This window comes from Bacillus pumilus, assembly GCF_024498355.1.
GTDB lineage: Bacteria > Bacillota > Bacilli > Bacillales > Bacillaceae > Bacillus > Bacillus pumilus_P.
Genome location: NZ_CP101833.1, coordinates 1,237,132 through 1,251,262, shown reverse-complemented (window position 1 = coordinate 1,251,262; position 14,131 = coordinate 1,237,132). Strand labels below are relative to the sequence as shown.

15 protein-coding genes, 2 riboswitches and 1 other annotated feature are annotated in these 14,131 nt (G+C 42.0%); of the genes, 6 read left to right on the top strand and 9 right to left on the bottom strand.

All coding sequences use genetic code 11. From position 1 onward, the window contains the following. The first annotated feature begins 329 nt into the window (after window positions 1-329). The 3 genes from NPA43_RS06215 to NPA43_RS06205 all read left to right on the top strand — a co-directional run bounded on the left by NPA43_RS06215 (window position 330) and on the right by NPA43_RS06205 (window position 4,643). On the top strand, window positions 330-1,289 hold the full coding sequence (locus NPA43_RS06215; RefSeq protein ID WP_099727468.1) for a S8 family peptidase: 960 nt from the start codon (window positions 330-332) through the stop codon (window positions 1,287-1,289). Between the two features lie 112 nt (window positions 1,290-1,401). Continuing rightward, a riboswitch (cobalamin riboswitch) is annotated at window positions 1,402-1,593 on the top strand. A gap of 152 nt (window positions 1,594-1,745) precedes the next feature. After that, window positions 1,746-4,034 carry a 5-methyltetrahydropteroyltriglutamate--homocysteine S-methyltransferase gene (gene metE, locus NPA43_RS06210; RefSeq protein WP_256499495.1) on the top strand — a complete coding sequence of 763 codons (2,289 nt, stop codon included), beginning with the start codon at window positions 1,746-1,748 and terminating at the stop codon, window positions 4,032-4,034. A gap of 138 nt (window positions 4,035-4,172) precedes the next feature. After that, on the top strand, window positions 4,173-4,643 hold the full coding sequence (locus NPA43_RS06205; RefSeq protein ID WP_230031134.1) for a guanine deaminase: 471 nt from the start codon (window positions 4,173-4,175) through the stop codon (window positions 4,641-4,643). An 84-nt stretch (window positions 4,644-4,727) separates the two neighbouring features. Here NPA43_RS06205 and NPA43_RS06200 read toward each other — a convergent pair whose 3' ends face one another. Next, window positions 4,728-5,144, bottom strand: a complete 417-nt coding sequence (locus NPA43_RS06200; protein ID WP_099727471.1) for an organic hydroperoxide resistance protein OhrB — start codon at window positions 5,142-5,144, stop codon at window positions 4,728-4,730. A 161-nt stretch (window positions 5,145-5,305) separates the two neighbouring features. Between NPA43_RS06200 and NPA43_RS06195 the strand changes: the two genes are divergently transcribed. Next, entirely contained in the window at window positions 5,306-5,752 is a 447-nt protein-coding gene (locus tag NPA43_RS06195) for a MarR family winged helix-turn-helix transcriptional regulator (protein WP_099727472.1), read from the top strand. 32 nt (window positions 5,753-5,784) lie between these two features. On the opposite strand, the gene NPA43_RS06190 is transcribed toward NPA43_RS06195, so the two are convergent. The 6 genes from NPA43_RS06190 to purU all read right to left on the bottom strand — a co-directional run bounded on the left by NPA43_RS06190 (window position 5,785) and on the right by purU (window position 11,357). Beyond that, the gene (locus NPA43_RS06190) at window positions 5,785-6,213 is read right to left on the bottom strand and encodes an organic hydroperoxide resistance protein (RefSeq protein ID WP_060596095.1); all 429 of its coding nucleotides are present in this window, start codon (window positions 6,211-6,213) and stop codon (window positions 5,785-5,787) included. A 182-nt stretch (window positions 6,214-6,395) separates the two neighbouring features. Continuing rightward, complete coding sequence (locus tag NPA43_RS06185) at window positions 6,396-6,530, bottom strand: phosphatase (RefSeq protein WP_256499494.1); 135 nt, start codon at window positions 6,528-6,530, stop codon at window positions 6,396-6,398. After that, window positions 6,520-7,656, bottom strand: coding sequence for a Rap family tetratricopeptide repeat protein (locus NPA43_RS06180; RefSeq protein WP_099727474.1), 1,137 nt, complete (start codon window positions 7,654-7,656; stop codon window positions 6,520-6,522). The genes NPA43_RS06185 and NPA43_RS06180 overlap by 11 nt, the downstream gene beginning before the upstream one ends. Before the next feature lie 124 nt (window positions 7,657-7,780). Next, a complete protein-coding gene (locus NPA43_RS06175) occupies window positions 7,781-9,028 on the bottom strand; it encodes a glutamate-5-semialdehyde dehydrogenase (protein ID WP_256499493.1) in 1,248 nt (415 codons plus the stop codon). 12 nt (window positions 9,029-9,040) lie between these two features. Next, window positions 9,041-10,138, bottom strand: coding sequence for a glutamate 5-kinase (gene proB, locus NPA43_RS06170; RefSeq protein ID WP_230031132.1), 1,098 nt, complete (start codon window positions 10,136-10,138; stop codon window positions 9,041-9,043). A 55-nt stretch (window positions 10,139-10,193) separates the two neighbouring features. Further along, window positions 10,194-10,411 (bottom strand) — a binding site (T-box leader). A 43-nt stretch (window positions 10,412-10,454) separates the two neighbouring features. Continuing rightward, window positions 10,455-11,357 (bottom strand): formyltetrahydrofolate deformylase, encoded by a 903-nt coding sequence (purU, locus tag NPA43_RS06165; RefSeq protein ID WP_099727477.1) that lies wholly within the window; start codon window positions 11,355-11,357, stop codon window positions 10,455-10,457. Window positions 11,358-11,518: 161 nt separating this feature from the next. Here purU and NPA43_RS06160 point away from each other — a divergent pair, with 161 nt between their 5' ends. Next, complete coding sequence (locus NPA43_RS06160; protein WP_024719622.1) at window positions 11,519-11,704, top strand: hypothetical protein; 186 nt, start codon at window positions 11,519-11,521, stop codon at window positions 11,702-11,704. 189 nt (window positions 11,705-11,893) lie between these two features. Here NPA43_RS06160 and NPA43_RS06155 read toward each other — a convergent pair whose 3' ends face one another. Together NPA43_RS06155 and NPA43_RS06150 are read right to left on the bottom strand one after the other, a co-directional pair. Next, entirely contained in the window at window positions 11,894-12,208 is a 315-nt protein-coding gene (locus NPA43_RS06155) for a DMT family transporter (protein WP_099727478.1), read from the bottom strand. After that, window positions 12,205-12,534, bottom strand: a complete 330-nt coding sequence (locus NPA43_RS06150) for a DMT family transporter (RefSeq protein ID WP_099727479.1) — start codon at window positions 12,532-12,534, stop codon at window positions 12,205-12,207. The genes NPA43_RS06155 and NPA43_RS06150 overlap by 4 nt, the downstream gene beginning before the upstream one ends. 66 nt (window positions 12,535-12,600) lie before the next feature. Then, window positions 12,601-12,709: riboswitch (guanidine-I (ykkC/yxkD leader) on the bottom strand. Window positions 12,710-13,081: 372 nt separating this feature from the next. Between NPA43_RS06150 and NPA43_RS06145 the strand changes: the two genes are divergently transcribed. Then, window positions 13,082-14,125: a bifunctional transcriptional activator/DNA repair enzyme AdaA gene (locus tag NPA43_RS06145; protein ID WP_230031131.1), complete on the top strand. Its 1,044-nt coding sequence runs from the start codon at window positions 13,082-13,084 to the stop codon at window positions 14,123-14,125. Window positions 14,126-14,131 lie beyond the last annotated feature (6 nt).

The window sequence follows — 14,131 nt, the reverse complement described above, 5'->3', positions numbered from 1 at the left end:
TTTCATATATGCCTTCTTCTCTTTTCATCTCATCTATCGCTTGATTTCGATGTTTTTTTCAGTCTGCCCTTTTTAGTTCTTTCCACCCATTTTGCTCTGTACAGGTGCAAACACACTATGCAGCATTTCCTTCTTTTTCATATGATATCAAGAGTTTTCCTCAAAAGGTGACCTCTTTCGGCAAGAAGCGAGGAGAACTGCACATTTAATAATAGATTGATTATTTGAAAAATTATTACAATTGACCCTTTCCGATCAAAAGTTTGTTTTATACAATAACATTACGCAGCCTGAATCTACTTTGAAAACAAAATAAGGAGGGCTTTCTTATGAAAGGTGACATTCGCTTAATTCCGTATGAAGTAAAAGCCAATGTGATGGAAGCGAAAGAGACGCCGGAAAGTATTCAGGAGATTAAAGCACCCGAACTTTGGTCAAGTGGCTTCAAAGGAAAAGGCATAACCATTGCTGTCCTTGATACAGGTTGCGACACGGAGCATCCCGACTTAAAAGATCAGATTATCGGAGGAAAGAACTTTACCGATGATGATAACGGAGATGCGGATAATGTGAAAGACTACAACGGACATGGCACCCATGTAGCAGGAACGATTGCAGCAACGGATCAAAATGGCGGCATTTTAGGTGTTGCCCCTGAAGCCAAGCTGCTGATCGTGAAAGTCCTAGGCGGTGAAAATGGCAGCGGGAAATACGAATGGATCATTAATGGCATCAACTATGCCGCTGAGCAGAAGGCTGATATTATCTCCATGTCTCTCGGTGGTCCAAGCAATGAGCCAGCCCTGCAGGAAGCCATTCAAAATGCGGTGAAAAGCGGTGTGCTTGTTGTCTGCGCAGCAGGAAATGAAGGTGACGGGGACGAGCGTACGGAAGAGTTTTCCTATCCAGCTGCATACAATGAGGTGATTGCCGTCGGCTCTGTCTCCCTTGCAAGAGAATCCTCTGAATTTTCCAATGCCAATAAAGAAATCGACCTCGTCGCTCCAGGAGAAGACATTTTATCCACTCTCCCTAACCATAAATACGGCAGACTGACAGGTACTTCAATGGCTGCCCCTCACGTGAGCGGTGCACTGGCCATTATTAAAAATGCCGAGGAAGAAGCGTTCCAGCGCAAGCTGACAGAGCCTGAGGTCTATGCTCAGCTTGTGAGAAGAACCCTTCCACTGAAACAATCGAAAACCCTTGTAGGGAACGGATTTTTATATTTAACTGCGCCTGAAGTACTTTTAGAAAAAACATTGGAAGCAGATCTTTTATCTCTATAGCTTAAATATAGGTCCTGAGAATAGATCGAATTTTCTCAGGATTTTTTTAATTAAAATTATTCAAAATTTACTTTGACGAAATGAAGTGAACGTTATATAATCGAACACAATAAATTCATAGTTTGAGAGTCGGTAATTCGATGCCACGTCGAATTTTAATTGGGAAGACCGGTGAAAATCCGGCGCGGTCCCGCCACTGTAAGTGAGGAGAGCTTTTCTTTTTGATCCACTGTCATGAGGATGGGAAGGATGAAAAGCTTGTAGATTCACCAGCCAGGATACCAGCCGCTCTATCACATCAAACCCCCTACGGTTGATAGGAGATGTCGGAAAAGCGTCAGTTATGCTCACGCTTGATTTCGCACACACATTTTGTCTTTTTAAACCAGACATTTGCCCTCATCAATCTTGATCATGAGTGTAGATGTCTTTTTAAATTTAGAGGAGGAATTGGAATTGACAATTGTTAAAACAAGTAATCTAGGTTTTCCGCGAATTGGTTTAAACAGAGAATGGAAAAAAACACTTGAGTCTTATTGGAAGGGTCAAACGGACCGTGAAACCCTCTTAAGCACACTGGATGAACAATTTTTAACCGCCATTAAAACACAAATTGACCAACAAATTGATGTTGTTCCTTCTGGAGACTTCACCTTCTATGATCACGTGCTGGATACTGCTGTTATGTTCAATTGGATTCCAGAGCGCTTCCGCAGCTTGAAAGACCCGCTAGATACATACTTTGCGATGGCAAGAGGAACAAAAGATGCTGTCTCAAGTGAAATGACAAAATGGTTTAATACAAACTATCACTACATCGTTCCAGAATACGAAAAAAGCACCGAATTCAAACTCACACACAACAAACCGCTTGAAGCTTACGAAAAGGTAAAAAAGGCGTTTGGCGTTGAAACAAAACCTGTTGTACTTGGACTTTATACATTTGTCTCTCTCTCTAAAGGCTATGAAGCAAATGAAGTGAAAGAGATCGAGCAGCGTCTAGTGCCGCTTTATACTCAAGTTTTAAAAGAGCTTCAAGAAGCCGGCGTCAAATGGGTTCAAATTGATGAACCTGCACTTGTCACCGCTTCAAGTGAAGACGTGACAGCAGTAAAAGAAATCTATCAAACAATCAAAGAAGCCGTACCTGCCTTAAACATTCTTCTTCAAACATACTTTGATTCAGTGGATGCCTATGAAGAGCTTGTCTCTTATCCTGTTGAAGCCATCGGTCTTGATTTTGTCCATGATCAAGGTCGCAACCTTGATCAAGTGAAGAAGCATGGCTTCCCGAAAGATAAAATTTTAGCAGCAGGCATCATTGATGGAAGAAATATTTGGAGATCAGATCTTGGCGAAAGATTATCATTCATTTCTGAAGTGATTGCTGACGTTCAGCCGAAAGAAGTGTGGCTACAGCCATCAAGCAGCTTGCTTCATGTGCCAGTTGCGAAACACCCAAGCGAACAGCTTGAAGAAAAACTATTAAACGGACTTTCTTATGCCACTGAAAAGCTGGCTGAATTAACACGATTAAAAGAAGGCTTAACAAAAGGAGCGGCTGCCATTGATGCAGACATCAATGAAGCAGCACAAGCGCTTCTTACCTTAAAGGAATTCGCGAAAGGAACAAATGCGGATCTAACAGCCGAACGCAACAATCTTTCACCTAAAGATTTTAAACGTCCAGTTGCCTTTGAAGAACGCCTTCGTATCCAAAACGAATCTCTTGAACTGCCGCTCCTGCCAACGACAACAATTGGCAGCTTCCCGCAGTCAGCTGAAGTGCGAAGTGCTCGTCAAAAATGGCGTAAAAACGAGTGGACAGATGCTGAATATGATGAATTTATTAAGAAAGAAACACAAAGATGGATTGATATTCAAGAAGAGATTGGCCTGGATGTTCTCGTTCATGGAGAATTTGAACGTACAGACATGGTTGAATACTTCGGTGAAAAGCTAGCCGGATTTGCCTTTACGAAATTTGCTTGGGTGCAATCCTATGGATCACGCTGCGTGAAGCCGCCAATCATTTATGGAGATGTAGAATTTACAGAGCCGATGACAGTGAAAGAAACGGTTTACGCACAAAGCTTAACTGAGAAAAAGGTCAAAGGAATGCTGACAGGACCTGTCACCATCTTAAACTGGTCTTTCCCAAGAACAGATATCTCCCGGAAAGACATTGCCTTCCAAATCGCATTCGCTTTGCGTAAAGAGGTAGAAGCGTTAGAAAAAGCAGGTATTGAGGTTATTCAAGTGGATGAGCCTGCGCTTAGAGAAGGTCTTCCGCTCAAAGAAAGTGATTGGGCAGAATATTTAAACTGGGCAGCCGAGTCCTTCCGTTTATCAACATCTTCTGTTCAAAATGAAACGCAAATTCATACACATATGTGCTACAGTAACTTCGAGGATATTGTCGATACCATCGAAGACCTTGATGCAGACGTGATCACGATTGAGCACTCACGCAGTCATGGCGGATTCCTTGATTATTTAGAAAAACATCCGTATCTGAAAGGACTTGGACTTGGGGTATATGACATCCATAGCCCGCGCGTTCCATCTGTTGAAGAAATGAGTAAAATCATTGATGATGCGCTGAACGTTTGTCCGACAGATCGCTTCTGGGTCAACCCTGACTGTGGTCTAAAAACAAGACAAGAGCCTGAAACCATTGCTGCTTTGAAAAATATGGTCACAGCTGCTGAAGTGGCTCGTAAAAAACTGGCGCAGCATGCATAATTGATTTCTCTCCCCTGCTGAACATGGCAGGGGTTTTTTATGCGCGTATTGTCCTGTTCGATCATCTACTAGGATGATTCCTTTTCTAGCATGATTCGTTTATACTAGAGAAGTCAGTCGAACAAAGGGAGGTAGACAATGAGTCACGAAGCTTTTTTACAACGCGCAATTGATCTTGCAGTAGAAGGAGTCAATAGTGGTACTGGCGGTCCTTTTGGAGCAGTCATTGTCAAGGATGGTCAGATTATTGCAGAGGGAAGCAACAATGTCACAACGAATAATGATCCAACTGCACATGCAGAAGTCACAGCCATTCGAAAGGCGTGCCAGGCTCTACATACATACCAATTAGAAGATTGTATTTTATATACAAGCTGTGAGCCTTGCCCGATGTGCCTCGGCGCTATTTACTGGGCTAGACCAAAAGCCGTGTATTTTGCAGCTGGACATCAGGATGCCGCGACTTCTGGTTTTGATGACTCGTTTATTTATGAAGAAATCAACAAAGAATACGAATCAAGAAACATTCCATTTTACCAGCTGACTCTTCAAAAAACCCTTGCACCGTTTGAAGCTTGGGAAACATACGACAAAAAGAAAGAATATTAAAAAAAGACACCTGCTGAGAGCAGGTGTCAGATCGTTGACAAAGGGCTAAAATGACCTTTATTTTAGCCCTTTGTCTTCTTTTCATTATTCAGCCACTTCAAGCTCCACTTCAATGTTCCCTCTTGTTGCTTTTGAATATGGACAGAATTGATGCGCAGCCTCGACAAGCTCTTTTGCTTTGTCATGGTCAAGGCCTTTAGCGGACACAATCAGCTTCACGCCAAGTTTAAAGCCGCCATCGCTTTCATCTTTTAAAAGACTAACATGTCCCTCTACTTCTGATTCAATTTCTACCCCTTGCTTCTTCGCTACTTGTTCAAGCGCTCCTCCGAAACAGGCCGCATAGCCTGCTGCAAATAATTGCTCTGGATTCGTGCCAGTCTCTCCATCTTTCTTTGCGTTTGGCATGACAATGTTATGATCAAGCACACCATCGTCTGAACGAACATGCCCAGCTCTTCCATGCTGCGCCTTTACTTTTGCTGTGAATAATGGTTTCATCTTCATCTCCTCCTTCTTCTATTTATACCTTTCACGTTCTATTCATTTCTCAAACATTTATCGCACATTGAGGAATTTTTCATTTTTAGTCTGTATTTATTTTAAAAAGGAAGAAAATCTTATACAATGATAAGTATGACAAAAAATAGTTGGTGACTGACATGACAAATGAATTCGAACATATGAAGCTGGAAAATCAGCTCTGTTTCTTGTTATATGCAAGTTCAAGAGAGATGACGAAGCAGTATAAACCGTTATTAGAAGAGTTAAACATCACCTACCCGCAATATTTGGCACTGCTTTTATTGTGGGAGCATGGGACGTTAAATGTGAAGACAATGGGCGAGCTTCTGTATTTAGACTCCGGTACACTCACCCCCATGCTCAAACGGATGGAGCAAAACGGACTCATCATCCGCGAGCGTTCAAAAGAGGATGAGCGATCTGTGCAAATTCGTTTAACTGAATATGGAGTACAGCTAAAAGAGAAGGCCACTGCGATTCCATTTCGTATGCTGTCTGGAACTGGCAGATCAGAAGAAGAGCTTAAAACATTGCGCGCCTCTTTACATGAGCTTTTGCAAAAATTAACACAACCAAAAGGCTGAGGGAACAATCCCTCAGCCTTTTATGATGTCAATTATTGTGCGACAGCCACTAGTTCTACTTCAATGTTTCCTTGAGTTGCTTTTGAATATGGACATACGCCGTGTGCTTTATGAACCAGTTCGTCTAATGCTGATTGCTCGATTCCAGTTCCTTTTACTTCTAATTTAACGCCTAGTTTGAAACCGCCATCTGAACTGTCTTTGACTAAGCTCACATGTGCCGTTACTTCACTTTCAAAACGGATGCGCTCTTGTCTCGCTACCATTTGAAGGGCAGAATCAAAACATGCAGAGTAGCCTGCTGCGAATAATTGCTCTGGATTTGTTGCTTTTTCAAGCTTTTTCGCTCTTGGTGTTCCAGGCATTGCCACATCATGCTCTAGTACTCCATCTGTTGAAACAACCTTTCCTTCTCTTCCTCCTACAGCTGATACCGTTGCAGTAAATAAAACGTCTGACATGAATATAACCCTCTTTCTCTTCATTAATATTTTCTACAATTTAATTGTACACAATCTAATTTCAAGAGTCAATGAAAAACACTCTTATTAAGCTTTCCTACAAGTTTCATTTTTATGAACATATCACGCTGGCTCATTTTTAAGGCAGTCAATCAATAAAAAAAGCCCTCTACATAGGGCTTTTAAATGGTGACATGCTGCGGATTCGGTTGTTCTAACGTGTGGTTTCTGTTATCCGGAGCGGCACTAGCTGATACCACCCATAATGCCATGATCATGATGCTTGTACAGACGACTGTCCATTTTTTAAAATTCATATAAACAATCCCCTCTCTGAATATAGATTCGAGCATGTTCCGCTTCCCCATAGAACATGGAAGATTTTTCATAATCCTCTATTTCATTATAATACTTTGCGGTGTCTAATGCTAGCTCCTCTATATCGGGATATGCATAAGCAGACTCTAAAAAATGGAAAATTCGTTTAATATGCTCAGCGTCTTGTCTCAAGTACAACGCCTCTAGAAATATTGTCTTTTGAATATGAATGTCATCCTGCAGAGCTTCTGCTCGTTTCATACATTCTTCTCTGTAGTATAATGCTTCTTCGTTTTTACCTTGTTTGTATAATATCTGAGCGGCTGTATAAAGAGGATCTATCGATCGACGAAGATGATCGGATTGATTTTGATCAAATAATGAGATGGATTCTTTCATTAAGTCGAGTGCGCGGTTCAATTCACCCATTCTGTAATAGCTGTTGCCCATATTAAACAAAGAGGAAGCAATAAAACGCACATTCTGAAAGTCTCTTGATCTCGCAAGTGCTCTTTCGAGATGTGGTAATGCCTTTTCATGCCTTCTCATATCATCATAATTACCAGCTACAATAAATTCACACTGAATGGTACGAAGCGCATATAGTTCGTGCTGAATATAGACATCCAGCGCTAGTTTGGCATGGTGCATCGAAATATGTGTTTGTTTCATGTGATAATATATTTCTGACATTTTAAAATGATATTCCGCACGTTCAATATCGTCGGATACAAAAGAAAGCTTGTGCTCCGCCTTTTGATAAGACGATATGGCAGCAATGTATTGCCTCCGGCCGAATTCATACATGCCTCTGAAGAAATGATAGTAGTATTCAAGCATGCCTGTGACATGCGTTTGATGCTCATCTATTTCTTTCGAAAGCTCGGAAAAGTTGGCGCGAAGCTTTCCTTCCTTTAATGGCTTTAAATAATCGAGCATGACCTCATGCCTAAATTCCATTAAAGAAAAATAGAGAAGCAAATTCTGATCTTCTTCCATTGAATCAAGAGAGGTGCGAATTTCCTGCTTTAACTGTTCTGCTTGTTCTGAATCAAATCTGCGGATTAATTCATACCACTTGTTGATTTTCACTCCAATATCCGAAGAGGGAATGATTTTCGCCATACGTTGCCTTCTCCAATCTTCTCAAAATATAAAACATTACCATATTTTATCATACTTGACCTGAGAAATACAAAAATGAAAGGAAAAAGAGAGCCTGTAGTGACTAGACTCTCTTTTGACATCGTTATTCTCTTATTTGTCCTTGACCACGAATGACAAATTTTTCAGAAGTTAAGGCTGGCAGACCCATCGGCCCTCTTGCGTGCAGTTTTTGTGTACTAATGCCTATTTCTGCGCCATAGCCAAATTCAAAACCATCTGTAAATCGAGTGGAGGCATTATGATAAACAGCGGCAGCGTCGACGGCTGTTAAGAAAAATGCCGCATGCTGATCATTTTCCGTAATGATGGCTTCAGAGTGCTTGGAGCTGTATGTTTGAATGTGTTGAATCGCTTCTTCTATGTTCTGAACGATTTTGATACTGACAATTGGTGCTAAGAATTCCGTTTCAAAGTCAGCAGTTGTCGCAAGTGTTGCGCCCTGAGCAAGTGCGCATACAGCTTCATCGCCTCGGATCTCTACCCCGTTTGTATGAAGTGCTTCAAATAGCGAAGCGCCGTGTGCCTTTGCCCATGTTTCATGAATGACAATGCTCTCAATGGCATTACAAACAGATGGTCTTTGGGTTTTGGCATTCAGAACAATCTGTTCAGCCATCTCTTTTTTGGCTGTTTCATCAATGTAAATATGACAGTTCCCTGCGCCTGTCTCAAGTACTGGCACGGTAGACTCTCTCACAACGAGATCGATTAAATTTTTCCCGCCGCGGGGAATGAGGACATCTAGGTAATCATTTAAGGTGAACAGCGTTTTAGCCGTTTCTCGGCCTGTATCTTCAATCAATTGCACACTGTTTACTGGAATATCCGTTGCATGAAGTGCTTCATGAATGACCTTCACAATCGCTTTATTACTATGGATGGCCGATGAGCTTCCTCGAAGGATCACAGCATTTCCAGTTTTCAAGCAAAGGGTCGCAGCATCTACTGTCACGTTCGGCCTTGCTTCATAAATCATCCCAACCGTTCCGAGAGGCACACGTACTTTTTCAATCAAAAGGCCATTTTCTTTTTGAATGGTTTCTAACGTTTCACCAATTGGGTCTTTTAGCTGAACCAGTTGAAGCGTAGCATCTGCGATTGCTTCAATTCTCTCTTCCGTGAGTGTGATCCGGTCGATGACAGATGGGGTGAACTGCTTTTCCACGGCTGCTTGAACGTCCTTTTCGTTCTCCTCAATTAAAAAAGCTGAAGATGCTTTTAGAGCTTTTGCGATTGCGTGTAAAGCAGCATTCTTTTGTTCAGTCGTTTTTAATAGCAGCTGATCTTTGGCCGCACTTGCCTTTTTTGCTTTTTCAAGAACTTCATTCATCGTATTCCCTCCTCAGTTTTGTACATGCTGCACCCAGTGATCTCGGTGTATGACCTCAGGCTTCTCATGTGAAAGCTCATCACTTCGCATTCCTTTAATGCCGAGAAGCTCATCAGATGCGTACAATGTTTGTCCCTTACCAACTAATCCGTTCGGACCGACGACTTCAACGACCTCTCCTTTAGAAAAATCACCAGCGACATCAATGACACCCGCCGGAAGAAGGCTTCTGCCGTTGTGCAAAATCGCCGCTTCCGCTCCCGCATCAATCATGATCTTCCCAGAGACAGGTGAGTGGAATTGAATCCATTGACGGCGGTTATTGACCGATGATAAGTCTTGTTCACCGATATACGTTCCATCACCTTGACCTGCGAGAATGTGAAGAAGCTTGTCTTCCCCTGTACCCATGCCAATGAAGACTTTGACGCCAAGTGAAAGTGCGGTTTGTGCAGCAGACAGCTTTGATTTCATCCCGCCTGTTCCAACCTTCGAACCAGTGCTCTTCGCATATGAAAACAATTTATCTGAAATGTGTGTCAATGCATCAAACCGCTTCGCGTCAGGATGCTCATTTGGATTTGCATCATAAATTCCGTTAATGTCAGTTAAGATGATCAATTGATCTGCATGGATTAATCCACTGACAAGAGCCGACAGCATGTCATTATCACCAAAGGTAAGCTCCTCGATCGAAACCGAATCATTTTCATTAATGATCGGTAAAATTTTTCTTTCCAATAGTTCCATCATCGTTGCGTAAGCATTTCGATATCTTGTGCGATCTGAAAAGTCATTACGTGTTAAAAGCATTTGTGCAGGTGTCATGTGAAACTGTGAAAATAGCTCTGTATATTTCTGCATTAATAAGCCTTGACCAACGGCAGCAGCAGCCTGTTTTCCTTTTAAGGTCACAGGTCTTGATGGATATCCTAAACTGCCAAATCCCGCCGCAACAGCCCCTGACGAAATTAAAATGATTTCATGTCCTGCCTCTTTAAGCTTTGCAATGGCTCTCACATGATCCCACATTTTTTGTTCATCAATGGCTCCCTTTTGCTCTGTTAATGAACTGCTGCCAATTTTTATGACGATCCTTTGCTTTTTCATCATTGATTCCCTCCGCTATACCTTTAGGCACAAAAAAATCCCTTTTTCTCCTTAATTAAAGGACGAAAAGGGATTTTCCGTGGTACCACCTTCATTGAATAAGCATGCGTGTGCTTATTCCACTCAACTCCTGTAACGCCAGGCCTGCGCTTAGATTTTTCCTCTAAGGCTCAAAGGGTAGGTTCAGCAGCTGTCTGCGGCAAATGTTTCAGCCTGTCATTTGCTCTCTTTACACAGCAGTTCCTGCTTACTATTCCTTTTCAACGCTCATTAATTTTTTTATATTATCACCAATTGCTTCAGAAAAGTCAAGCGGTCAATTAAACACGATCGTTTTATTCTCATGAACAATAATCCGATCTTCTAGATGCCATTTGACAGCACGTGCAAGCACACTTCGTTCAATCGTACGACCAATATTCTTTAGTGCCTCTGCATCATCCCGGTGATCTACCCGCTCAATATCCTGTTCAATGATCGGCCCTTCGTCTAAATCATTTGTTACATAGTGAGAAGTCGCACCGATTAATTTGACACCCCGCTCATATGCCCGTTTGTATGGGTTCGCACCGATAAACGCTGGCAGGAAGGAATGGTGAATATTAATGATTTTGTTCGGATGCTGTTCAATAAAGGCAGGCGTTAAAATTTGCATGTATCTAGCAAGCACAACCACATCAATATCGTACTCTTCTAATAATGCGAGCTGCTGTTTTTCTGCTTCTTTGCGAATGTCTTTATTTGCCTTCACATGATGGAATGGAATCCCGAGCGCTTCTACTGTATCTTTTGCCGTTTCATGATTGCTGATGACAACCGCAATTTCAGCCATTAAATTTCCGCTCTGCCATTCCCATAGAAGCTCATGTAAGCAATGAAGTTCTTTTGACACGAAGATCGCCAGCTTTTTGAGCTCACTTGCGCGTGACATGCTCCACGTCATTTGAAATGATTCAGCAATTGGCTCAAAGCCGTTTTTCAGCTGAGCAATATTAGCCGAGATGTCTTTCCAATCAAATTCAATTCTTAAAAAGAACCGACCACTTTCATGATCTGTTGTGTATTGACTGGATTCAATGATGTTTGCTCCGCGCTCAAATAAAAAGGTAGATACAGCAGACACAATACCGGGCTGATCCGGGCAGCTGACAAGTAATCTTCCTTTTTGCTCGTGCTTTTGTCTGTGTAATTCAAGTTTCTCTGTAATCAATGTTCTCATGTATCATGACCTCTTTTACGTTTTCATTCTAATGAAATATTATACTGGACTGGAAAGAGAAAAAGCAATTGAGAGCCGCATTTTTTATGAATATTCATTCAATTCCGCATCAGGCGTGATATAATATGAATAGACCTTTTATCACAAAAGGAGTGATGGAGATGAAAAGCATGACTTTATTTGGTAAAGTGAGCTTTTGGCTCGGCATCGTATGTCTAATTACCGGCATTTATCTTTTTATGACCGGAGAAAGACTCATTCCTTTACTCACGTTTGGTGTATGTTTTCTGCTTGTGAGTCAGCTTTACCGCAAAAATGAAAACGATTCCAATCATCATTCGATGTGACACAAAGGGCTAAAATGATCTTTATTTTAGCCCTTTGTCTTCTTTTCAGCGTGATAGAAAACCTTTGCAGTCTAGGAAGGACGAGTACTGGAGCGAATTTGACATTCGTGAGCACCGGCACGCAGGACTGACACCGAATGCGATGGTTTGTCTACACGCTGAGGCTGGCAAACAGATGCCAGCCTTTTTTTATTCAATGATTTTTAGCCCTACCGCCGCAGACAATATCAGTGCGATAAAGAAAATGCGTTTCGCCTCTTTCGACTCGCCGTAAAACAGCATGCCGACAATGGCGCCTCCTGCAGCTCCAATTCCAGTCCAAATGGCATACGCTGTTCCCATCGGAATTGTATTCATCGCAAGAGACAGCATCAGAAAGGACAGCGAAAATCCAGCTGCAATGAATAAAATCCATTTCAGATGTCGATCTTTCTGGAATTGATTCATCATGGTGACACAAAGCATTTCTAAGATGCCTGCACCAATGAGTAAAAGCCAGCTCAAGATTCAGCCTCTCCTTTCTCTTCACCTGTTGTCAGTTTCAGTCCTAATACACCGCACAAAAGCATCATGATCAGCAGTAATTTAACAAGCTGAACCGGTTCACCGAGTACCATGCCTAAGATGACGGTACCTGCTGTTCCAAGCCCGGTAAAGACGGCATAAAGTGTACCAACTGGCAGCACATTCGTTGCTTTCATGAGTAAATAAAAGCTTACGATAATACAAACGATGGTTGCGCTCCATTCCAAGAGGGAGTGGGCATATTTCAGTCCCATCACCCAGCCGACTTCAAATATGGCCGCAATGAATACATTTCCCCATTTCATCCGATCTCTTCCTTTCTTACCGATTCCATGCAACAAAAAAAGCCCGGAAATCGATCGTTTGATCAAATCTCCCGGGCTTTTATCCCTCCGTGTCCATATGGTCTATTCTAAAGACCCTATGTGTTTTCTCTCGGTCCAGACTGCGTCGCCGCACGGAACCCTAGAAAACCAATTCATCATAAGCAGACCTGCCATAGAGCAGATTCTGTATGAAAAAATTGTATCACACCCCAGTATGCCGGTCTACTGCTTTACCTTCTCAATCAAATATACTTGTTCATTTTTCGAAAGAAAGTGATGTGAGCCGAAGTATACTAAATCATAGCAAGAGGAAATCATGAGACCGTGCTGCGAGCTTCGAACCAAACGGATGTCATGATATCGAAAACCGCTTTTAGTACTTGGCTGATATAATGAAACAAGATCCATTTTATGAACGATTAAGGTCATGCCTTTGTGTGTACAAATGATTCGTTCTGTGTCAGACCGTAGAGAAATCATGAATAACAAAATCAATCATTTTATAGGAAAACAAGGGGTGGATCATATGATGATGACCGACGAACAAAAACATGCATTTTATCAAGCACTTGTTGAAAAAAATCCGCAATATGACGGCACATTTTTTGCTGGCATCAAAACAACCGGCATCTTCTGCCATGCCACATGTACCGCCAGAAAACCGAAATATGAAAACTGTGAGTTTTTCTTTACAGCAGAAGAAGCACTGCTAGCAGGGTATCGCCCGTGCAAACGCTGCACACCATTAACATTCCCTAACAGCATTCCAGAAGAAGTCGAAACACTCGTTTCAGCAGTTGAAAAAAGTCCTGAGAAACGATGGAAAGAAGAAGACTTTCGCCAATTAGGGATTCACTCTGCAACGGCGCGAAGAAAATTTAAAGAAATCTACGGAATGACCTTTGTTCAATATGCTAGATCACGCCGTATGGGACTTGCCTTTAAAGAAATTCTGAACGGAAAAAAAGTCATTGATCAGCAAGTCACCTTCGGCTATGAATCTTCTAGTGCCTTCAATGATGCATTTACGAAAATTATGGGGAATCCACCTAAAAAAGCACAGGTCAACATCCTGCATGCCAATTTTATTTCTACACCGATCGGGCGGATGATCAGCGTGACAGATGCCACACATGTGTATTTACTGGAATTTATGGACAGGCGGGGGCTTGAAAAAGAAATTGAGACCATGAGAAAGAAGCATCATGCCCGTATTTTAGTTGGAGAAACAAACGTTCATCAGCAATTAGCAAAGGAATTGGCCTTATATTTTGAAAAAAAACTCACGCAGTTTACTGTGCCATTTTCCTTACATGGCACCCCATTTCAGAAAAAGGTGTGGGATCTTCTCTTACGCATTCCGCCAGGCGAAACGAGATCGTATCGAGATCTTGCCATCATGCTTGGCGATCCTCATTTGGTTCGGGCGGTTGGCAATGCAAATGGTGCCAATCAATTGGCGATTATCATTCCCTGCCACCGTGTGATTCAAACAAGCGGTGAGCTTGGCGGATATGGCGGAGGAATTGAACGCAAGAAATATTTACTTCAGTTAGAACAGCGTGTATAAAAGAAA